The sequence below is a fragment of the Paenibacillus turpanensis genome (assembly GCF_011421635.1).
Classification (GTDB): Bacteria; Bacillota; Bacilli; order Paenibacillales; family YIM-B00363; genus Paenibacillus_AK; species Paenibacillus_AK turpanensis.
The window spans coordinates 133000-155737 of the sequence record NZ_WTLI01000007.1 but is presented as its reverse complement, the minus strand read 5'-3'; the positions used below and the strand labels follow the sequence as shown (position 1 = coordinate 155737).

The following is a 22738-nucleotide window of genomic DNA, read 5'->3' as shown; positions in this document are numbered from 1 at the left end:
GCCATCAATCATGTACCAAACATTCGTAAAATTAAAACGGGAACAACTAGCTTGATTGAACACCTCCGAAATGGTTAGCCCTGTAACATTGCAATTAGAGTCAACTTCCAGTTAAACCTATTTTCTCTCTATGCTAGATTAATATATTTAAAACAGGTAAAAGAATATATAATTTTGATGAAAAAGTTTTCTTGTATAATAACAAAGAAAGAAGCCAGACCTTAGTAAGTGGAGGTAAGACCCAACCAATTACAAAAAGAATGGCTTTCTTTTACATTATATATTGATCATTTATCAACGGGGTCAGCCGTCATCTAGTCAGCTTTCAAACCATCACTTAATCGTAACAACAAGAGGATCGCTAACTTCTTTTTGACCTTCCTTCGCTACAATATTTAAAATTTGTCCACTAGTTAATGAATTCCCATATCTAGATACATCAATTGAGAATGACCCGTCATCATTAACCCAATCGGATCCAACCACATCACCATTTTCATCAATGAGTAAAATGGTGGTTAGTATATTCCTGTTTATGTAAAGGCCGGAGTAGCTGCCCCTTATTACTGACATCCCTGCTACGACTTGTTCGGTTACTGTGGGAATCTCCGATTTCGCAGCTGATTTGACCGTAATATAAGTAGGGTTACTAGGCGATTTACCTGCTTCATCTGCAATAATGTAAATCTTGTCTCCTCCACGTAAGACCTCATAAACCATTGATACCTGCCATTGACCAGAATTTCGATCGGCATAAACACCGGTATAGATTTGTCGACCGTCCTCATGAAATACTTCGATCAACGCACTTGGTGCTGCCGTTCCATATAACGTTCTAGTATAACCATAGACTGAGCTATTTACAGTAGGAGAGGCTGACACGATCGTCGGCTCAATTGCCGTTAATAGCAGCGGTTCGCTTACTAATTTCCCTCTAGCGTCTGCACTTAAAATAAATTTCGTCCCTGGCTTTATAGGGTTTGAGTCGGGCATTCTAAAAGAGAACTCCCCTTGATTACTTGCAGTTGTTTTCCAGATAAAGGTCCCGTCCTCATAGGTGAAATACACTGTAGCCAGAGATTCAGTGGTTCCAAAGAACGTATAATCCTTATCGGCGTATACTGCCCCCGTCACTGTTGGCTTTGGTGTAATTTCCGTTGGCTCCACTGCAGTAAATATAAACGGAGCACTTTCCTTCATATTTGGCGCGATGGCAGTTAGATAATATTTGCTATTGGGGGAGAGCTCCAAATTGTAAAATGTAATATGGCCACTAGGAAGCGGATATCCTTCCGAGACGATCGCACCTCCACTATCCCTGATGTAGAGCTTTATTCTCGAGTCGGGAAGTGTAACGGCTTCCAAATACGTAAAATCACTAAAAATCTCACCGACAACTTGGGGTGTAGGAGTAACCTCCTTTTTCTGAACAACGATTTTCAATGGCTCACTTATTATTTTCTCGTAACCTTTAGCATAAACATATAAAGTTTCTCCGGCAATCGCTGGCGATACTAGTGACACCCCGAAGCTATCCACATATCCAGTCTCACCTTCACCAATTAACGATCCGTCACTGCGTTTCACAAAAATACGCGATTTTTTTTCAGCCCTACCTGAGATATATAAGGATTCCTCAAGAATAACATTTTCAACTTTAGGAGATAGAGTTACGACAGTTGGGGCTACAACGGTCACATATCTTGGTTCGCTTCTTCTTTTTCCTTCCGCTTCTGCATATACAGCAACTTGATCCCCCACGCTCAAGGGTTTAGATGGATCTAAATAGACTGAAAAATCACGACCTAAATTGTTAACCTGGCCTAGCAAAGTACCGTCTATTTTTGTAACCGTAATTTTATTGGACCAATCCTCTACAACACCTGTAACATACCTGCTGTCATCATAGACAACACTTGTTACAGAAGGAGTAGCAGTCTTAGGCCGTTCCATAATTTGGACTTCATAACGTTCACTCTTCCATCCGCTATCCGTAAAAATGGTCACATATAGTATTGTTCCACCCTCAAGCTTAAGCCCCGGATTATGATCGTATAAACCGATATGGAAGAACTTATTGAATTTTTGTGGTGTATTTAAAATACTACCATTTTGCATCTCTACTTTGATTGAGAAGTCTTCCTCTAAATGCATTACACCACCAGATAAATACCCAAGATCCGCATAGACCGTATTCAATACCGTCGGCAAAGGCGCCTCTTCTCTAATCACAATGTCCGGAATGGTTAGATTTTTCCCAGCTTCTACGGTAACCTCTTCCGTTTCGTATAGTTCCAATCCAAGGTAAATCTGAATGACATAGGCTCCGGGAGCTACATTACTGAATTGAAACCTTCCACCTAAAGTTGTTTCTGCCTTATATTCCCCTACAGTGCCATTGACTCCCGTAAGATAAACAGGTAGACCATAGATGGGCAATGGTGTCGTCGCATCATACTCTTGGTAATATAGACCGCCTGTAACCTCTATATTTCTTTTAGGAACTGTTTGCGCTGAAGATTGTACGGCGTTGCCATTTTTATATGTAAGGGAGTACAAAATTACCTGATCTTCATCCCCATTTTCAATAACAGGAACTGTTAACTCCACTGTTGTATTGTTATCAAGTAAAACAATATTGCTCACGCCAACTGTTTGTAAAGCGCCGTTATTTATTTTTCTCGATACGATGAAATCCGAAGCAACAGGGGCGTTAGATAACTTCTGATTAAATAGGACTTGGATAGTTCCTTTAGAGGCCGAAATGCTTGTCACAGCCAGATTCACCGTACCTCGACTGCCTCCCCCTCCACCACCACCTCCTCCGCCGCCTCCAAACATAGGAGTGCTTTGGGCGCTTGGCACTATGGACCCTTTTGCCTCATCGGCTATAACTACATTGCCGATCTTACCATCGCCAGTTATGTTCGACTTGCTCCTTAGGTCCAAAGCTTGGACAATTACATCTTTATTAAGGATGATATTAGGCTGGTCTATCCCTTCTTTAACCATCAGTTTTTTTGTTTCTCCAGAGCGTATTTCTAGTCTATGAATTGTTCCGTTTACATTAATATTATCGAAATCACCTGCAAATGAAACATTTCTTGCATTCGCCCCTTCCACTCGAGGCAATATATTTACTCCAAGAAAGCCTTGACCTGTAACACCGTTTTCCTCAATCGTACTACTTGAAATAATGTCTGTCGTTTCAATCGTCGTAGACCCTTCGGCAACAACCCTAACCGAATGATTTACCCTATTGACCATTACTCGCTCTATTTGACTATCTTTGATATGGATACTGTTTGATCCACCGCCTTCAATCCGAACGGTACCATCTACTTGAAGTTGTTCCAAATATACGTTACCCTCACCGACTTCTTTCGAAATCAGCAAGTCCCCCATGATGTGTACATTCTTTAAAGTGACGTCTGCTGACCGAATTTCAACATTTTTTTGTAAGTTCGTGGTAGAAGTCCCGCCAAAAACACCGGCCATGTTATATATCTTTGTATTCATCGCATAGGTAAGAGCATTATTAAGCACTACTACTGATTCAGCTCGAGTCATAGGGCGTTCAGGTTGAAAAGCCCCTTCAGAATCATTCTTCATAATCCCTTTAGCAAGAACCTGCGCCACGGACACTTTGCTCCATAAAGGAACAAATTCTGAATCTGATGATGACACCGACTCTGTCGTAGTCTCCATAGTAAACTCTAAAATTCTTGATATAATTACCGCGGTTTCTTGTCTTGTGATATGTTGGTTTGTGCGAAACGTATTATCACTATACCCGCTGATATAACCTTTCGAAATCGCTTTAGCGACTTCAGAATATTCCCAATCAGCTTCCTTTAAATCCGTAAAACTAACGCTGCTTGCTCCGTTCTCGTCTGAATATCGGAACGCCCGATTGATAAGGGCTACGAATTCACCTCGAGATACTACCTGCTCAGGCCGGAAGGTACGATCTGGATACCCAGTAACGTATCCCTGCTCCAGCCATGCTTTTACCTCCTTTTCCGCCCAATGTCCCTTCATATCTGTAATTACATCATTGGTTTCAGCCTTAATGAGACCGATTGGATTCAGAAGGAAAAGAATAAGAAACACATAACTTAAACGAAGCACAAGTTTGGATATCATGAGTCTACACTCCCTATTTTTTCTATTGCAGCAAACAGGCCTATTTTCTCACATATAATCTAGCAAATCCACATTATTTTCCGGTTGAATTATTTCTTTTTTGGTAAACTCGTTCCTTATCAATACGTAACATTTCAAAAAGGCACCGATCTTATTTGATCCGTGCCAACCCTATAATTTTTTGTATATTTATTAATCCAAGCGTATTCGCTTTCACCGTAACTCACTCAACCGACATATTACGCCTAAGCCACCACATCCGCCGTTCTTAACCTCCGAACCGCTACCGCACTGAATAAAGCCGTATACAGCCCATTCATCACGACACTGGTCCACTGCCCCTGCGCAGAAAGCCCCTCCTGGCTGAGCGCACCCATTCCAACGGTCAACAAGGAGTGCGGGTACAACAGTCCCGCTTTTGCAACATAAAAGCCGAGTCCGACAAAGGCCGCGCATAAGCCAATACCGACTGGAGCCGCGAAGCTGCGGATCCGCAGAGATAACGCGAGCTGCAAGCTGCTCAACGTAACAGAGGCCATCCAGCCGTGCAGCAGCCAGCCGGGTAATTCCTCAGGAAGTTCTGAGACGGTAAACCCGACCCCTAATCCCCCAATGACATAAAGGATAGCAAATATGAACTGAACAAGCCCCAGAAGCACCCCCGCCACGATCAATTTCGCAAAAAAGAGTCCCGCCACTGGTACCGGAGCGCTCATCAGCATGTTCCAGTTTTGATTGACATGCTCCAGTCTGCACAGATAGGCACAGCAAATCGCGATCAGCATTGGGAGAAAAAACTGCGCATAAAATAAACTTACTTGAGACCAAAGACTGTACCATTCCTTTTGTAATGCGGCCTGATTCATATAAAAATTCGCGCATCCGATCAGCACACTGACAAGCGGCAGCGTCAGAAGGACCAGCCATAAGTATGAATGCCGCAGCTTCATCCACTCGGCCGATAAACATGCTCCCAGCAGCTTCATCATTTATACCTCCTGTCTTGATACATGAAAGCGTCCTGCCGTATAAATCACCAAGCCAACGGCAGCAAGAACGCCCAGCTTCATCAGTACGTCTCCCGCTTCACGCACCGCAAACTGCAGCCCGCCGCCATCAAAGCGCTGCACGACCGGGCTTAGCCCCGAATAGTACGACCATATTATCCACTGGCGGATTCCGCTCGGAAACAGCTCCCCCGTTACGCCGAGGAACCCGCCGATCATTCCGGCGCAGAGCGCGAACGCTTGGTTAGGCAGCGCTAGAGATAACCACAGCTGCAGCGCTATAATGACGAGATGCGCAGCCATCGTCCCGAGAAGCAGCCGGGCCAACAGTGTAAGAGGCACCGCCTCCGCAAAGCCTTGGGCGATGCCAAAGCCTGCAATGGCGGCGCTCTGCACAAGGCAGGCGAGCAGCAGGATCAGAGCAGCGCAGCTGTATTTTGCCGCATAGAGCCGCCCCCGCTTCACCGAAAGGGACAGCAGCAGCTTCCAGGTATTCCCCTTATGCTCCATGTCCCCGATTCGCGATACACAGATCGCCGCAGCAATCGGGGCAAAAAGCCCATTCAGCGATGCCACGATGGCAATTACCGGCTCCCAAGCGGCTTGATCGGGGTTGCGGGCGATGGCCATACTAGCCGCAGCGAATGCCCACGCCAGCTGTACACCTACCAGCAGAAGCACACTCAAGCCTACATATCTGCGCCGCAGCTTGTAAAACTCTAGGGCTAACGCCTTGATCATAAGCTGATCTCCTTTCCCGTCAGGTCAAGGAAAATATCCTCCAGGCTTTTGCGAGTTTCCTCGATCCGCAGCACATCGATGCCCGCGGTCAGCAGCTCCCGGTTCGCCCGAGCCACCTCCGCATCCGGCAAGCTGCCCAGGGCCAAGCTCTCTCCCTGCCTGACAGGCTTCAGCCCATACGCGGTAAGCAGCCTTTCTGCTTCCAAATTGCTGCTTGTTCGAATGCGGATCGCAGCCCGGCTTCGGCCCCGCAGCTTCTCCATACTGCCTTGAAAACGCATTTGGCCCTGATGAATAATACCTACGTTGGTTGCGATCAGCTCGACCTCAGAGAGCAGATGACTGGAAATGAGCACCGTCATCCCAAACCGCTGCGGCAGCGATGTGATCAGCTCGCGGATTTCCCCGATCCCTGCGGGATCCAGCCCGTTCGTCGGCTCATCCAGCACCAGCAGCTTCGGAAAGCTGAGCAGAGCCATGGCAATTCCGAGGCGCTGCTTCATCCCTAAGGAATACTGGGACACCTTCTTGTTCTTTTGCTGCTCCAGCCGGACAATCCGCAGCGCTTCAAGCACATTTCGGTTCGGCACCTCCCGCAGACGCTGCACCACCCGCAGGTTTTCCAGTCCGGTCAAATGACCGTAATAGGAGGGGGACTCGATCAGCGAGCCCGTCAGGCTAAGAATGGAACGGCGATGCGCCTGCAGCTCCTTCCCAAAGACCGTCACCTGCCCCTTCGTCGGATGGACCAGCCCCAAAATCATTTTCAGCGTCGTCGTTTTCCCCGCCCCGTTCGGACCTAGAAAGCCGTAAATTTCTCCTTCGTGCACCGATAGATTCACATCCTGCACCGAATAGCTTCCGCCATAGCGCTTAGAAAGCTGATGTGTAGACACAATTGCGTTCGTCATGATTTCCTCCATGCCTCGCTTCATTTCGACTTGAGCTCATCATACAGACCGCCCCTTGCTTCAAGCTGACGCCAACCTTACGATAACCTTAAATCTTCACCTACTAGGGAAAAATGGATCCAATTGGGCAGAAAGCACGGTATACTTAGCTTGGGTGATCTGAACTTGGAAGAGCTAAAAAACAAGAAGCTGCTCCTCGTCGATGACGAGCGGGACCTGCGTGAAATGGTTGACGGCTTTCTACGGAAAGAAGGCTTTACGCGAATTTATCAAGCCGCGACGTGTGCGGAAGCATTGGAGCTGACCCGGTCGATTCGGCCGGAAATGATCATATTGGACATCATGCTGCCGGATGGAGACGGATTTTCGCTGCTGAGCGCGCTTCGACAGCATACGAGCGTGCCGGTGCTGTTTCTATCGGCAAGAGGCGAGGATGCGGATCGGCTGCTCGGCCTTGGGCTCGGAGCCGATGATTACTTGGCGAAGCCGTTTTTGCCGAGGGAGCTGGTACTGCGGCTGACGGCCATCCTGCGCAGAGTGTATACGCCGCCGCAGCAGGAGAAGCGGCCTGTGTTCCAGCTAGGCAGCCGCCTCGTGGATCTGGAAAGCGGAGTCGTGCGGCGGGAAGGGCTCCATCGGGAGCATGGGGGCAAGCAGGAACAGGAGCATAAGCATGAGCAGAAGTACGAGCATGAGCAGCCCTTGACGGCTAAGGAGCTCGTCCTGCTGGCGAAGTTTTACGAAAACCGGAACCGGATCGTGACCAACGATGCACTTTGCCAGGCCGCGTGGAACGACGACTACTACGGTTATGAGAACACATTAATGGTTCACATCCGCCGCATCCGCGAAAAGATCGAAGACACCCCCTCCGACCCGCAGCATCTGCTGACCGTGCGCGGCTTAGGCTACAAGCTGCTCGTTAAGGAGGAAGGGTGAACATGGCGAAAAGTCCTGTGCGCATCATCCTGCGTTTTTTAAGCGCGACCCTGATCATTTCGATCTCGCTGCTCGTCGTAAACTTCGCCCTGCTTCCCTTTTGGATTAGTAATGGGGTGAATGAGGGGCAAACTCCTGCCGAAGTCGTGCGTCTGGTCGCAGGAGATCTGCAGGGCTCAGATGGCGATTACTCCCTGGATGCTACCTCGGAGGGTCTGCTGGAGGAGCTGCAGGGCTGGGCCATGCTGATCGACTCGGAAGGACACGTCATTTGGCGACATCAGCTGCCGGAAGAGCTTCCGTCGTCTTACAGTCTGACAGACGTCGCGCAATTTTCCTTTAACTACTTGCAGGATTACCCCGTGTTCGTGTGGGAGCATCCGGAGGGACTGATGGTCGTCGGCTATCCCAAAGGCAGCCTAGCGAAATATCAGCATATTTTCCCTACGAGCTGGGTGAAGGACTTGCCGCAGCGGGTCGGACTCCTCCTTCTCGGCAATATCGCGCTCGTTCTGCTGGTTTCCCTAGTCATCGGTTCCTTGCTCGTCCGCTCGATCCGCCCTTTAACACAGGGGATCGAGGCGCTGGCCCAAGACCGGGAGGTTCAGCTCAAGCCGAAAGGAATTCTCGCGGATCTCGCGCAAAGCGTGAATCATGCCTCGGCCCTGCTGCGCCGCAAAAACGAATCGCTCCAAAGCCGGGACGAAGCCCGGGCCAGCTGGATTGCCGGCGTTTCCCACGACATCCGCACGCCGCTTTCTATGGTGCTTGGGTACGCCAGCGAGCTGGAGGAGCACGGGGACATCCCCGCTCCGCAGCGCCGTCAGGCGGGAATCATCCGGCACCAAGCCGAAAAGCTGCGCGCGTTGGTCAGCGACCTGAACTTGGTCTCGCTGCTGGAGTACGAGATGCAGCCGCTCCATCTAAAGCCAATTCGGCTGGCTGCGCTCACCAGACAAGTGGCGTCGGATATTCTCAATCAAGGCTTAGACCCGCATTTTACACTGCACATTGACGAAATGGATGAAAGCGCGCGAGTTCAAGGAGACGAACGACTGCTGCTCCGCGCCCTAACAAATCTTGTGGAAAATAGCATCAAGCACAATCCCGATGGCTGTGAAATTCGGCTGCAGGTATCCGTCGATGAGTCGGAACAGCGGTGCAGGGTGAAGGTGAGGGATGATGGAAAGGGCATACCAGAGAGCACGATTCGTGATATGGGGGAGCTTCCCTATGCAGTGAAGCGAAAGATACAAAATAAAGATGAGCCTAGCGGAGGCCTTGGGCTTCCGATGGCGGCGAAAATATGCCGGGCTCATCATGGAGACTTGATGCTATCAAGCGGCGAATGCGGAAAAGGATTAACAGCGGAGCTGCGTCTTCCCATGCAGTCGGGTTGATGGGGTGCAATCACCTAATCCTCCCATCGGAGGGGCCCCAAAAATAGGAAATGGGGAGGGGCGATACGATGAGAGGAGGCCCTAGCGTGGGTCTCGCTGATACTTCAGTCTGATAACCAGCATGGACGAATCCTCCATCCATAGCCGAGCCTCCTCGATCTTTCCTTATGAAAAATCCTTTTTATATTTGACAGCCATGTAAATTCCACCAGCTAATAATGCCAGCGTATATTTGAACAAGAAAAAGATGTTCCACATATATTCTTTAGGGAAAATTACGTCACATAGAATAATTGCCCACAGCATACAGTAACTGCTTTTCAAAAAGATTTTATTTGTCCGTTCGTCGTTTTGCCCAATCTTCTTGTAAAATACATAGGCAAAAATCGCGCTGCCCATAAGCAGTAAAAATCCAACTCCAATGAGAATATTCCAATTTCCTGAAGATTGTTCAGCCCAGGCCCTTAAAGGTTGAAACATTGCGTTATAGATATCTCTGATAGATTCAATTATCATTTTGATCATTTCCTTTCACATAAGTAAAAATTTCATTTACATCAACATTAAAAAAATCGGCAATTCGAAAAGCTAACAGTAGCGTCGGAACATAATTTCCTTTTTCCATTACGAAGATGGTCTGTTTGGAAACTCCGACTTTCTCTGCTAATTCTTGCTGAGACATTCTGGCAAGCACACGATATTCATAAACCTTATTTGATATCGAATCACCGAAATTCTTTTTCATGACCATCACCTCATGAACCACATTATAAACTATGTTTTTACTAAAGTAAAGTTTACTTATACTTATGAATAAAACACGTTTATTTTTGCTTAATCTGTTTTGATTTCCTAGAGGTATAAATGAGGAACAGGCCTCAAAGAAAAGAGCTGAGCCCCGATCAATGACCGAAGCCCAGCTCTTATCGTCATAACACACACCGCTTCCGCTTGCGGCTAGCGCAGTGCCCCTTGCTCCTCGCTCTTCGCCGGGGCTTCTTCATGCTTCAGCTGCTGATGAACGAAGCGGCGGTACAGCTCATGCGACTCCATCAGCTCCTCGTGCGTGCCTTGACCCGTAATGACGCCGCGATCAAGGAAGATGATCCGGTCGGCTTCAAGCACGGTGGAAAGCCGATGGGCGATGATCAGCGTCGTCCGCCCCTCCATCAGCCGCTCCAGCGCCTTTTGCACGAGCGATTCACTCTCGCTGTCCAGGTTGGAGGTCGCTTCATCAAGCAGCAGCAGCCGTGGATTCCGCAGCAGCGCCCGGGCAATGGCCAAGCGCTGACGCTGGCCGCCGGACAGCTTCATCCCGCGCTCGCCGACCTCCGTATCGTAGCCCTGCGGCAGCCGCTCGATAAACTCTACGGCTCCCGCCTGCTGCGCGGCCTCCACCAGCTCCTCGTCCGAGACAGGACGTCCCAGTCCGTACGAAATATTTTCCCGAATTGTGCCCGACATCATCGGACTTTCTTGCGAAACATATCCGATCCCTTCACGCCATGCTTGCAGGGGAAGCTCCTGAATCGCATCCGAACCGAGCCGGATCGCCCCTTCCGTCGGCGTATAAAACCGTTCCAGCAGCGAGAAAATCGTCGTTTTCCCCGAGCCGCTCGGCCCGACAAAAGCGACCGACTGCCCCGGCTCAATCGCACACTGCAGTCCCCGCAAAATCGGCTCCTCCGGCCGATAACCAAAGGACACGTATTCGAATCGGACGGGCTGCTGCCAGTTGATCGGTTTCATCACAGCCGCTGCTGTGTTCACGGAAGCAGTGTCTTCCTCCCGCTCCGTGTGCAGAAGCTCCTGAATGCGAAGCGTCGCTCCCATCGCTTTTTGAAAAGCGGTAAAGAAAGACGCCAGCTGCGTAAACGGCACGACGATTTGGAACATGTAGAGAATCACCGCTACCAAAGAGCCTGCAGACAAATCGCCGGAAGCGACCCGCGCGCCGCCGTAACCGATCAGCACAACAAGCACCGCCATGATTACGGTCGTCATCAAAGGCGATACGAATGCCTGAATTCTCGCTTCGCGCAGCCCGTAGCCAAACAGCTTGCCCACCATGCCTTTGCCTGCTTCCGACTCGACCGACTGGGCATTGTACGCCTTCACGAGACGAATCTCGCTAAGCACCCGGGCAAGCTGGGCACTGAAGGAGGCCAGCTGATCCTGCGTTTCCAAGGAAATCTTGTACACCTTACGCCCAATGGGCATTAAGATAAGCATCGCAACGGGAACGGAGCCCAACATGATCAGCGTCATCCGCCAATCGATGATCAGAAGAATGGCAACGGCGCCAACAATCGAAACCAAGCCGGAAACCAGCGTGACCAAATGGTTGGTCATTAATGTTTTCACCGTGCTGGTGTCTTGGGTTACCCGGCTCATCAAGGCTCCGGATTCATGCCGATCAAAGTGATCCACGCGAAGAAACAGCAAATGCTCCCAAAGCAGCGACCGAATTTTCGCCACGAACGACTCACCAATGTACGTCATCAGGTAAAAGGAGAAGCCTCCGGTGACGGTCTGAAGGACAAAGGCCAGCACCAGCCAGACGATCGTTCCTCCACCCAGGAAGCCAGGCTGCTGAAACTGGTCGATCAGGTCCTTGGTGAACAACGGCACGACCAGTCCCGCAACCGCCTCCAGTAAACTAAGCACAATGGCAACGACCAGCAGCCATTTCGCAGGCTTGGCCAGCCGAAGCAGCTCAACAAAGCCGCTCCACCCGCCTGCCATTCCATCATTCTTCATTTCCATGGAGAACAACCCCCTTCGATCGAAGATAATGATCCGCCGCCTTGGCAAACTGCTGCTCTTCTTCCGGAGTAAATGGGGATAACAACGGAGATGTCATCGATTCCGGAAGGTCGAGTCCCTCCAGCTTCGCCAAGTCATTCCAGCTAAAGCCTTCTCCAAACATGTCCTCCACAAGCGTAAGGAACTCCGCAACCTTCTGCTGAACCATGTCCGCCTCAGGAGGATATTCCTGCAGAAGCAGCTTCATTTGCTGAAGAATCCGCGTAGAGGCCAGGCTCCACTCCGCCTCTTTTTCTTCATAATGATCCATGAAGTAGTCAACCACCGATCGGGGAAAATGCTCTTTCATCCAATCGAGCTGCTCCTTCTCATTCATAATGTTGTGAATGAGGAAGGCACAAATTTTGGGATCAAAGGCGGGCTCGGTATCCAGCACGGCCATCGTTTGATCCATCGCTTTCAGAATGCGGTTCATATGGTCTCTTTTTTGCAGCATCAGATCTTTTTGATATGCAAGTGACTCCCGCACACCGGACGGCTGCTGCTGCATCAGTTCCTTGATTTCTTCCAGCGAAAAGCCTAAATATTTAAAAGCAATAATACTTTGCAGCGGCAAAAAGTCTCGATCCTCATAGTATCTCCGTCCCGACTCACTTACATAGCTGGGCTTTAATAAATCCTTTTGCTCATAGAAGCGGAGCGCACGCTCGCTGACTCCCGCAGTCTTGGCGAATTCACCGATCGACATTCGTTTGTTCAAGTTCCTCGCCTCCTTGACCCCATCATACAACTTGACGTTACGTCAGAAGCAAGCTTTGGTTTGTGAACAATGCGTGAACGTGTACGTAAGCAGCTTCGCCATTGCCATATAGCAATGCAGCGTAAGCCGCTCTAAACAAACATGGATAGCATGCGCCATCTTTTAGCAAAATAAAAAAGCATGACTCCATACAAGAAGATGTAAATGAAAGGGCTATACCATGGATATCCTCAAGGATTTGGCTGTCGTATTAGGCAGAATCGTAACTATCTTTCCGGTCATGCTCATCATCACCTTATTTATGGGCAGACGCTCTATTGGAGAAATGCCGGTTTTCGATTTTCTCGTGATTTTGTCCCTGGGATCCGTGGTAGGAGCGGATATTGCCGACCCTAATATTCAACACCTGCCAACGGCCTTCGCCATTATCGTCATTGGTATCGTCCAAAAAATATTTTCCCATTCGGCAATCAAATCGCGCTGGTTCGGAAAGCTCGTTACCTTTGAACCGATCATCGTCATTTATAACGGGAAATTCATCTACCAAAACGTAAAGAACATAAACTACTCCATTGATAACTTGTTGCAGATGCTTCGGGAGAAAAACATTTTTGACGTACAGCATGTTCATCTTGGGGTGATTGAGGGAAGCGGAAAGCTAACGATCATGGAGCTCGCGAACACGTCCGCTTCGTACCCTATCATTCGTGAGGGGAAAATCGAGAAGAATGTTTTGTCCAAATTTGGAGTTCATGACATGTGGCTGAAGGATCAAATGAAGCAGCAGCAAGTTCAGCTTGAGGATATTTTTCTGGCAACCATTAATGAACAGCATGCTTTGCATATTATGAAATACGAGGACAAGGAGCCTTCCCCTTTGCCCCCGCTATATCATTAAATCCAAGAATAGTCCTTTATTTCACCAGCTTCTTACGCAGCCCTTCCAGCTCGTCCACCATCGCCGGGCGGCGCGGGTATTTTTCGATCAAGCGCTGAATTGCAGCTAACGCGGCAGTTTTTGCCCCCGCTGCCGAATAACCCCGGATCAGCTTGCATACGCCTTTGTATTTTCTGCGATCCGTAGCTGTCGCCGCTTGCTCTTCAATATAATTCTCATAGATCGTATAGGTCTCCTCAGGGAATAAAACGGACAGCTGTCTTCCATAATCCTCAATGAGATTCGGATGTTCCTGCACGACCTGTAAAAGTCTAGCCTCTTCCCCTTCCTTCGATAACAAATCCGCGTATATATGATACATATAAGCCTTCGACAGCTCTTGAAGGAGAGCTTCCCGCTGCTCCTCCCATATTTCTTCGGACGAACAAAGCTCCTTTATTTTACGGTAAAACGACGTATCTCCCTTCAGCAAAATCAGACGGGCCATCTCCAGCCGCTTCTCCCGGTTTCCTGTTTCTGCATAAATACGCTCCAGTGCATATGCCCACTTCGACGGCTCTAGAAAGGAACGATCTTTGCGAAGAGCATCAGCAGCAAGCTTTTCCGCCCAATCATAATTTTTGGCAGCTATTGCCCGCTTCACAACGATCATGCGGATTTCAGGCACTTCAAGATGCTCCAGCAAATATTGCTCTGATGCAGCCTCCCCTTCCAACCGTTCGATGATGCCATGCGTGATGAGATATCGATCCGGGTACTCTTTTCCACCGTACATGTTCCCTAAGATCGGAAACAGCTCATAGACCTTCTTCGCTTGGTTTTGGTCCTGCACCAAATACACCGCGCTTCGCAGCAGCTTGTACCCAACTTCCTTCCACTCGGAAAAAGCTTTTTTCTTTACGGTCTTTAAGAGCGAATCAAACATCGCTTTGTGCAGGTTTTCGGGGGCAGACTTGCTGCATTCCTCGATCGCCTCCAAGCTAAAATCAATGGTGTCCCCGGCCGCGCCGGATGACGTATCCGCGTGAGAGATCAGCTTCGCCGTTTCCGCCAAAATATGAAGCTGAATATCCATGGCAAGCAGCTGGTCCTCAAGCATCTTACTTCTCGCTGCGATTCGGATCAATTCGTCACAAACCCGATTGCAATCTCCATAGTGTAAAAAGCCGCGATCCGAGTGGTAGCTGATCAGTTTTTTGATTTGTTCTTTCATTTCCGGCAAGGTTATCATATCGGCCATCCTATTCACTCCAGCCCTGATTCATATGTCCCCATTATAGCAAAAAAAGGCATCGACCTTGTGCGGTCCATGCCAGCCTCTTCCTCTAATCCTTCAAAAGCGCATTCGCGATTAATGCATCGAACTTGCGGATATCGACGCCTTTTTGCAGTTTCACTTTAATGTGCCCCGCCCGTGTCCACAGCTCCACCTCTGCGTTAAAATCGAGGAACCGCCCTGCGTTCTCGGTCGACCACATGTTAATTGAGGAATACGGCAGGGAATAAATCTCCACCTTCTTGCCGGTGAGCCCCTGTGCGTCCCTTACGATCAACCTCTTGTTCGTAAAGATCGCCGAATCGCGGAACGTTTTGTATGCCGCAACCGCCACTTCACCCGGAACAAGCAGCTCATTTACATCGGACGGAACCGGACACTCCGCCACCAAGGTCCATTCCAAAATACTTTGCGTTGCCATTTACATAACCTCCCTTAGGTCTTTTTTACACGTTACGCCAGAATCGGCCCATTTATCCACATTAAAAATACGCAAACTCTTCTTCCGGGGTTCCAGCATGTCTACACCGCGTCCGCAGCGGATGCTCATTTCTAAACACACCTCGTCCTTGAGTTTCGTCTATCTTTTACATGCGGTGCTTCAAGGTTTGTTCCAGTGTCAAAAGAATCTGAGGCTGTTCCTGCATCAACCTTTGGAATGCCTCCCGTCTAATCGACAACAGGATCGAGGGAACAAGGGCTCTTACCGTAGCCGTTCTCGGAATATTTTTTAACAGCGCGATTTCGCCAAAATGATCACCATCCTGCAAGACAGCCACCCGTGTGTGTCCACCCTCCGGCACCTGCTTGACCACCTCAAACTTGCCGCGAACAATAAGGTAACATTGATTCCCTTCTTCCCCTTCACGTACAATCTCCTCACCCTCCTGACAAGTTTCAGTAGTGAAGAGAGCCGCAATATTTTGCAGGAGGGGCAGCTCGATGCCATGGAAGAACGGCATTTGGGCAAGGCGCTCCACATCAACCGATGCATGCAGTCCGTCTCTGGAAACCTGGAAGCCCTGCTGCTTTTCCCATAATCTAAAGTACAAGCCGCGACCCCGCAAAAGCTCCTCATGTGTGCCGGATTCAACGACCCGTCCTTCTTCAAAAACATAAATCAGGTCTGCATTCACCACAGATGCCAATCGGTGAGTAACGGAAATAATCGTCATTTCTCCGCGGATGCGCTGCAGCAGCTGGACGATCTCCGCTTCTGCGGCAGGATCGAGCGCCGAGGTCACTTCATCAAGCAACAAGAGGGAAGGCTTACGAAGCAGCGCTCTCGCAATAGCCAGGCGCTGCCGCTCACCGCCCGACAGCGTTCCGCCCCCTTGATGAATCCAAGTATCGTAACCGTTCGGCCATCTCTGAATGACCTCGTGAATGTACGCCTGTTTGGCGGCGGCCAGCATTTCGGCTTCGGTGCGGTCCTTTCCGTCAAGCAGAAGATTGTCCCGAACCGTCGCCTCAAACAAGAAGGTATCCTGCGTAACCAGGGTTAAAAGCTTGCGCAGCGAGGCTTCGCTGACGTTTCGCAGGTCATAGCCATCCAATGTCACAGTCCCGCTTCTCGGGTCGTAAAATCTCGACAACAGCTGCAAAGCCGTGCTTTTCCCGGATCCGCTCGGACCGACGAATGCCACATAGCTGCCTGCCGGGATACCAAGAGTGACCTGACGCAGCTGGTCAACATCCTCGGCGTAGCCGAAGGTAACCTCATTCATTCGCAACGTCCCGGTAAACGCCGGCAGCTCTACAGGCACGTCCGGTTCCGGCACCTCGGTCCGATGCTCCATCATCTCGTTTACCCGTTTAAAGCTGATGCTCGAATCGATCAGAATCGGAATCAAATACGCTAAATTGGAAGCAGATTGCCCGACCGTCAAAAACAGGGTGAAAAAGGCCATAAAATCCCCGACCGACATTTCGTCATGAAAAACCAAGTACCCGCCGAACCCCAACATAATCCCGTTCAAAAACAGCAGGGCCGTTAACGGCAGACGTTCCATCAAGGAGTTGATCATATGTAACCGCAAACCGGAGGAAAACAATGACTGAATATGCTTTGCCGCTCGTTCTTGAAACCGGGGCTGTTGATATAAGCTTTTTATCGTTTTTTGCCCCTTAATCGTCTCATCGATCATATTAGAGAACTGCTCCTGGGCTTGCTTGTAGGCCGAATTGGCGGATTCGGATTTACGCTGAAGCAGGCGCGGACCGACAAACAGCAGAAAAGAGCCGGCAAGCATCGCAAGCGTAAGCTTCCATCCAACTGCAAACAGCATCCCTAGTCCGAGCAGCACATTCAGCCCCTGCTTTACGGTTAACGGAAACGAACCGCTTACCACACGTTCCATGACCCCCATATCGGATATAAAACGGGAGACAAGGTCGCCCACCTGATACCGCTGGTAAAAGGACTGTGACTGTTTTTGCAAATGCGCATAAAGCTGAGTTCTCAATCTGCGAATCATCTCCCCGCTCAGCTTTCCTAAGGAAAAATCTCCAGCGGTGTTCGCAACAATGTTAAGGATTCCCCCGCCAAACAGCACGGCCATGATGATGAGAAATGCTGTACCATTTTTCGGAGCAAACGCATCGTCCACCAAATATTTCAGCGCCAAAGGCGTCGCGACCATATATACGACTTCAATGAAAATACTAACGATAAAAACAAAGAATAGCATTCTACTTTTTACAAAGTGATTGAGCACCATTTTAATAAAAGCCATGACATTTCCCGCCCCCCTTGAAGAACCCCTACTCCATATCAAAAAAGAGCATCAACCTAGAGTCGATGCCCCTGCTATCCTATATAAAAAAATAGGCTGCCGTTCGAAGCCCTTACCAAGTTCTACTACCCAAATTATACTCCATGGGGGCTTTCAGGGATAGCCACTAACGCTGTGAAGATGGTTACATGCCTCCTTACGAAATATTAAATAACTACACTACATTCTAAAGTTCTTACAGTTATTTGATTTTGAGGTAAAGCTATAATTAAAAACGGGAGAGGAGGCAGGATCGCACAATCATGTAAGCGCTTAATCCAATTATTGAATTTTGCTAGGAGGGATGCATTCCATGAGTACATTGCTCAACAAAACCATCTCGATCATACTTACAGCGGCGTTGCTTATTCCGTCCTTTGGACTATTTTCAGCGGTGAAGGCTGCGGGGCCGGATATTCCGGTTATGCTGTATCACCGGATTGTAGCGAATGCGACGGACGACTGGACGCATACAAGCATAGAGAACTTCTCGAAGCAGATGAAATATTTAAGCGACAATGGGTACACCACGTTGTCCGCAAAGCAGTATGTCAGCATCCGGGAAGGCAAAGAGACGGCTCCCGAAAAGCCGATTTTGCTGACCTTCGACGATGCCACGCCTGATTTCATCACCAATGCGCTGCCCATTTTGAAGCAATACGGAATGAACTCCGTTCAATTTGTGGTCAGCGACTGGATCGACGGCGGGTACAGCATGACGTCAGAGCAGCTGCGAGCGCTTGCGGCCGAGCCCAGCGTCAGCCTGCAAAACCACTCCAAAACGCATAACAACGACACTGCGAACGGCGGGGTTTGGACGACCGCGATCACCAAGGAACAGGCGTCAGCCGAAATTTCCGCAGCTGCTATCTATTTGAAGGGCATTACAGGGGAAGATCCTATGCTCTTTGCCTACCCCTACGGCGCCTTTAATGCGAATGCCGAAGCGGCAGCCCAAGAAAACGGCATCAAATACGCCTTTAAAGTAGGCTATCCCGATCAAAGCCATTATGCCGTCGGCCGACATTACATGATGAGAGGCACGACCCTAAGCGAATTCGCCGCGATGGTTGGAGGACCTCCACTGGAGGAAGCACCTGCGGAAGAGGTGGTCACCGTGTACCGCGAAACCTTCGCCGACGGCCAGGGTATAGCCGTGCAATCGGGCGGCGCAGCCCTGACACCTGTCACGGGCAAGGTTTTTGCCGGCAACGAAGACGGTGCCGCTTTATATGTAAGCAGCCGCGAGAACAATTGGGATGCGGCGGATTTCAGCTTCAGCGACATGGGCCTCACAGACGGCAAAACGTATACCGTATCCGTATCCGTTTATGTGGACGGCGATGTCGCTGTGCCTTCCGGTGCAGAAGCGTATCTTCAAACGATCGAAAGCTACGAACTTCTCGCCAATGTCAGCTACGAAGCCGGTTCAGCGCTTACCCTGACGAAAGAGTTTACCGTCGACACGAGCAAGGATTCGAAGCTGCGCGTGCAATCCAGCGAATCCGGCAAAACGGTTCCTTTTTACATTGGAGAGATGATCATTACAGAAAAGGTGTCATCGGGCGGCGAGAACCCGGTGCCGGAAACACCAAGAGATCCAGCATTGCCTTTTACCACAATCGATTTTGAGGATCAAGCATTCGGCGGCTTCACAGGCAGAGCAGGTACGGAAACGCTGACGGTCACGGATGAAGCCAATCATACCGACGGCGGCTCCTACGCTTTGAAGGTGGAGGGCCGAACGAACACATGGCATGGACCGGCCCTGCGTGTGGAGAAGTTTGTCGATAAGGGCCACGAATACCGCATTTCAGCTTGGGTGAAGCTGATTTCTCCGGCAAGCTCGCAGCTCCAGTTATCCACACAGGTTGGCACAACGAGCCCCAGCTACAATAACATCACATCAAAAACGGTCAGCACCGAGGACGGCTGGGTTCTATTAGAAGGGACTTATCGATACAACACGATCAGTGACGAGTACTTGTCCATCTACGTGGAAAGCAATAACAGCACGGCATCCTACTATATCGACGATATCCGTTTCGAATCGACGGACTCCGGTCCGATCACGATCGAGAAGGACCTCGCTCCGATCAAAGATGTGTATCAACACGATTTTCTAATCGGCAATGCTGTATCGGCGGCCGACCTGGAAGGCGTTCGGGCCGAGCTGCTCCAGATGCATCATAACGTCGCCACTGCGGAAAATGCTATGAAGCCGGATGCGATGCAGCCGACAAAGGGCAATTTTACATTTGATGCGGCGGATACCATTGTGGATAAAGTCCTCGCTGCCGGGCTGCAGATGCATGGCCACGTGCTGGTATGGCATCAGCAGACACCGGCTTGGATGAATACGATAACGGATGCGGAAAACAACACGATCCCGATGAGCCGGGAAGAAGCGTTGGCCAATATGAGGACTCATATCCGAACCGTCATGGAGCATTATGGGGAGAAAATGATTTCGTGGGACGTCGTCAACGAGGCGATGATCGATAACCCGCCGAATCCAGCGGATTGGCAAGCCGCGCTGCGCAAATCCGCCTGGTATCAGGCTATCGGGCCGGACTATGTGGAGCAGGCGTTCCTTGCCGCAAGAGAGGTGCTTGACGAGAACGGCTGGGATATAAAGCTCTACTACAACGATTATAACGATGACAATCAAAATAAAGCGCACGCCATCTACAGCATGGTGAAAGAAATCAATGAGAAGTATGCACAGGCGCATGGCGGCAAGCTTCTGATCGACGGGATCGGGATGCAGGCGCATTACAATGCCAGCACGAACCCGAATAATGTGAAAATGTCGCTGGAGAAGTTTATTTCCTTGGGTGTGGAAGTAAGTGTAACCGAACTCGATATTCAAGCGGGAAGCAACGGAGAGCTCACCGAGCAGCAGGCGAAGGCGCAGGGCTATTTATACGCGCAGCTGTTTAAGCTTTACAAGACTCATGCGGAGCATATTGCGCGCATTACGCTTTGGGGGCTCAATGACGCGACAAGCTGGAGAGCGGCAAATAGTCCGCTGCTGTTCGATAAGGATTTGCAGGCCAAACCAGCTTACTACGGCGTTATTCAACCGGATAAATTTATGGAAGAGAACCCGCCTATCGTTGTGGAAGCGAATCAAGGCAGCGCTGTTTATGCGACGCCGGTTGTTGACGGGACGGTTGATGGGGTATGGAGCCGCGCGGCGGAAATGCCGGTCAACCGATACCAGACGGCATGGCAGGGCGCCAGCGGGGTGGCGAAAGCGCTTTGGGATGATCAAAACCTGTATGTTTTGATTCAGGTAAGCGACTCTCAGCTAGATAAAAGCAATCCCAATGCCTGGGAGCAGGATTCCGTCGAAATCTTCTTGGACCAAAACAACGGAAAAACGTCGTTTTATCAAGAGGATGACGGGCAGTATCGAGTCAATTTTGACAACGAAGCTTCCTTTAATCCGGAAAGGATCGCGGATGGTTTTGCATCGGCAGCGAAGGTCAACGGAAGCAACTACACGGTGGAAGTGAAGATCCCGTTGAAGTCGATAACACCAGCTGACGCTGTGAAGCTTGGCTTTGATGTGCAGATTAATGATGCGAAGGACGGAGCGCGTCAAAGTGCTGCCGCATGGAACGATACGAGCGGCAGCGGTTATATGGACACTTCCGTTTACGGCGAACTGACTCTCACCGGGAAGGGCGGCGGTTCGACCGGTGATGGCGATGACGGTGCAGACGATGGCGACGGCAGTGGCAGCAGTGGCAGCAGCGGCGGTGCTGGAGGCGGAAGTGGCGGTGGCGGCTCTGCCCCGCAGACCGGAAATGTGGAGGGGAGCAACGGTACAGTCACCTTAAAGCCGGAATTAACCACCGACAGCGGAGCCGCGAAAGCCACCGTTTCCAGCGATCGCTTGAAACAAGCGTTGGAGCAGGCGAAGGCGGCTGCTAACGGCAGAAAGCAGGTCGTGATTGATGTACCGCAGCAGGCGGGGGCACAATCCTACGAGCTGCGGCTGCCCGCGCAAAGCCTTCAGAGCCAAGAAGCATACGTGCTTCTGCTGCAGACCGAGCATGCGACTCTGGAAGTTCCAAGCAGCATGCTGGCGGGAATAGGCGCCGCTGACCAAGTATCGATTCGCGTATCCCATGTCAATGTGGAAGAACTCGACGTCTCGGTCCGCGAACAGATCGGCAGCCGTCCGGTAATCGATCTGAACGTTGCAGCGGATGGCAAGGATCTGGCGTGGAACAATCCGAAAGCGCCTGTCACGGTATCCATTCCTTACTCGCCAACGGCGGAAGAGCTGCGCGACCCGTACCGCATCGTCATTTGGTACATCAATGACGAGGGCCGGGCCACACCGGTTCCGAGCAGCCGTTACGATGCGGCATCGGGAACCGTCAAATTCCAAACCACTCATTTTAGCGTCTATGCAATAACCTCTGTGGATAAGTCCTTTGAAGACCTGAAGGCTGTGCCATGGGCCCAGCAAGCCATTCATGCCATGGCCGCACGCGATATGATCCAAGGGACAGCCGAAGACCGCTTCTCTCCTGATGAGGCCATCAAGAGAGCGGAGTTCATTGCACTTCTTGTAAGAGCCCTTGAATTACAGGGCACAGGTGAAAATGAAGCGATGTTTAGCGATGTCAGAGCGGGCGCTTATTACTACGATGAGCTGTCCATCGCGCAGGAGCTGGGGATCGTCACCGGCTTTGAAAACAATACGTTCCAGCCGGACAGCACGATCTCCCGTCAAGACATGATGGTCTTGACGACGCGAGCTTTGAAAGCAGCCGGCAAGAAGGTCGAAGCCGGCGGAGCCTTGGACGCTTATTCTGATGCGGCGAACGTTTCCGATTATGCGAAGGCGAGCGCCGCAGGCCTGGTGAAGTCGGGCATCATCGCGGGCAAGAACGGCCGGCTTGCGCCGAACGACTCCCTTACCCGCGCCGAAGCGGCGGTCATTCTGTACCGCATTTGGGAGCGGTAATGACCATCGAATTACGGGCAAGAAGACGGAGGCCTGCTTAAACTGTACCCTGTAGAGTAGAAACTTTAACAAGACTACCCTACAGGGTTATTTTTCTTTTTTTACCCTATCCTGCCACTCAAGGGTCGCTACG

At 50.2% G+C, this 22738-nt stretch carries 15 protein-coding genes; 4 read left to right on the top strand and 11 right to left on the bottom strand.

Annotated features, from left to right (window positions below; genetic code table 11):
• Positions 1 to 333 precede the first annotated feature (333 nt).
• The 4 genes from GQS10_RS08515 to GQS10_RS08500 all read right to left on the bottom strand — a co-directional run bounded on the left by GQS10_RS08515 (position 334) and on the right by GQS10_RS08500 (position 6808).
• The gene (locus GQS10_RS08515) at positions 334 to 4146 is read right to left on the bottom strand and encodes an S-layer homology domain-containing protein (RefSeq protein WP_166241016.1); all 3813 of its coding nucleotides are present in this window, start codon (positions 4144 to 4146) and stop codon (positions 334 to 336) included.
• A gap of 245 nt (positions 4147 to 4391) precedes the next feature.
• Entirely contained in the window at positions 4392 to 5126 is a 735-nt protein-coding gene (locus GQS10_RS08510; protein WP_424991776.1) for an ABC transporter permease, read from the bottom strand.
• A gap of 9 nt (positions 5127 to 5135) precedes the next feature.
• Positions 5136 to 5894 carry an ABC transporter permease gene (locus GQS10_RS08505; RefSeq protein ID WP_207952190.1) on the bottom strand — a complete coding sequence of 253 codons (759 nt, stop codon included), beginning with the start codon at positions 5892 to 5894 and terminating at the stop codon, positions 5136 to 5138.
• Positions 5891 to 6808, bottom strand: coding sequence for an ATP-binding cassette domain-containing protein (locus tag GQS10_RS08500; protein ID WP_166241117.1), 918 nt, complete (start codon positions 6806 to 6808; stop codon positions 5891 to 5893). Before GQS10_RS08500 ends, GQS10_RS08505 begins: the two co-directional genes overlap by 4 nt.
• A 162-nt stretch (positions 6809 to 6970) precedes the next feature.
• Between GQS10_RS08500 and GQS10_RS08495 the strand changes: the two genes are divergently transcribed.
• Together GQS10_RS08495 and GQS10_RS08490 are read left to right on the top strand one after the other, a co-directional pair.
• On the top strand, positions 6971 to 7744 hold the full coding sequence (locus tag GQS10_RS08495; protein ID WP_166241014.1) for a response regulator transcription factor: 774 nt from the start codon (positions 6971 to 6973) through the stop codon (positions 7742 to 7744).
• Positions 7745 to 7746: 2 nt separating this feature from the next.
• Positions 7747 to 9144, top strand: coding sequence for a sensor histidine kinase (locus GQS10_RS08490; protein ID WP_166241012.1), 1398 nt, complete (start codon positions 7747 to 7749; stop codon positions 9142 to 9144).
• A gap of 165 nt (positions 9145 to 9309) precedes the next feature.
• Here GQS10_RS08490 and GQS10_RS08485 read toward each other — a convergent pair whose 3' ends face one another.
• From GQS10_RS08485 to GQS10_RS08470, 4 genes are all read right to left on the bottom strand, one after another.
• A complete protein-coding gene (locus GQS10_RS08485; protein ID WP_166241010.1) occupies positions 9310 to 9660 on the bottom strand; it encodes a DUF2178 domain-containing protein in 351 nt (116 codons plus the stop codon).
• The gene (locus tag GQS10_RS08480; RefSeq protein WP_166241008.1) at positions 9650 to 9889 is read right to left on the bottom strand and encodes a helix-turn-helix transcriptional regulator; all 240 of its coding nucleotides are present in this window, start codon (positions 9887 to 9889) and stop codon (positions 9650 to 9652) included. The genes GQS10_RS08485 and GQS10_RS08480 overlap by 11 nt, the downstream gene beginning before the upstream one ends.
• Before the next feature lie 212 nt (positions 9890 to 10101).
• Positions 10102 to 11910: an ABC transporter ATP-binding protein gene (locus GQS10_RS08475; RefSeq protein WP_166241007.1), complete on the bottom strand. Its 1809-nt coding sequence runs from the start codon at positions 11908 to 11910 to the stop codon at positions 10102 to 10104.
• On the bottom strand, positions 11894 to 12670 hold the full coding sequence (locus GQS10_RS08470) for a MerR family transcriptional regulator (protein ID WP_166241005.1): 777 nt from the start codon (positions 12668 to 12670) through the stop codon (positions 11894 to 11896). The genes GQS10_RS08475 and GQS10_RS08470 overlap by 17 nt, the downstream gene beginning before the upstream one ends.
• Positions 12671 to 12890: 220 nt before the next feature.
• Between GQS10_RS08470 and GQS10_RS08465 the strand changes: the two genes are divergently transcribed.
• Positions 12891 to 13568, top strand: a complete 678-nt coding sequence (locus tag GQS10_RS08465) for a DUF421 domain-containing protein (protein WP_166241003.1) — start codon at positions 12891 to 12893, stop codon at positions 13566 to 13568.
• Positions 13569 to 13584: 16 nt separating this feature from the next.
• On the opposite strand, the gene GQS10_RS08460 is transcribed toward GQS10_RS08465, so the two are convergent.
• From GQS10_RS08460 to GQS10_RS08450, 3 genes are all read right to left on the bottom strand, one after another.
• A complete protein-coding gene (locus GQS10_RS08460) occupies positions 13585 to 14808 on the bottom strand; it encodes a hypothetical protein (protein WP_166241001.1) in 1224 nt (407 codons plus the stop codon).
• An 85-nt stretch (positions 14809 to 14893) separates the two neighbouring features.
• Entirely contained in the window at positions 14894 to 15265 is a 372-nt protein-coding gene (locus GQS10_RS08455; RefSeq protein WP_166240999.1) for a PH domain-containing protein, read from the bottom strand.
• Between the two features lie 166 nt (positions 15266 to 15431).
• Positions 15432 to 17579 carry an ABC transporter transmembrane domain-containing protein gene (locus GQS10_RS08450; protein ID WP_166240997.1) on the bottom strand — a complete coding sequence of 716 codons (2148 nt, stop codon included), beginning with the start codon at positions 17577 to 17579 and terminating at the stop codon, positions 15432 to 15434.
• Positions 17580 to 17931: 352 nt separating this feature from the next.
• Here GQS10_RS08450 and GQS10_RS08445 point away from each other — a divergent pair, with 352 nt between their 5' ends.
• Entirely contained in the window at positions 17932 to 22605 is a 4674-nt protein-coding gene (locus tag GQS10_RS08445) for an endo-1,4-beta-xylanase (protein ID WP_166240995.1), read from the top strand.
• The last annotated feature ends 133 nt before the right edge of the window (positions 22606 to 22738 follow it).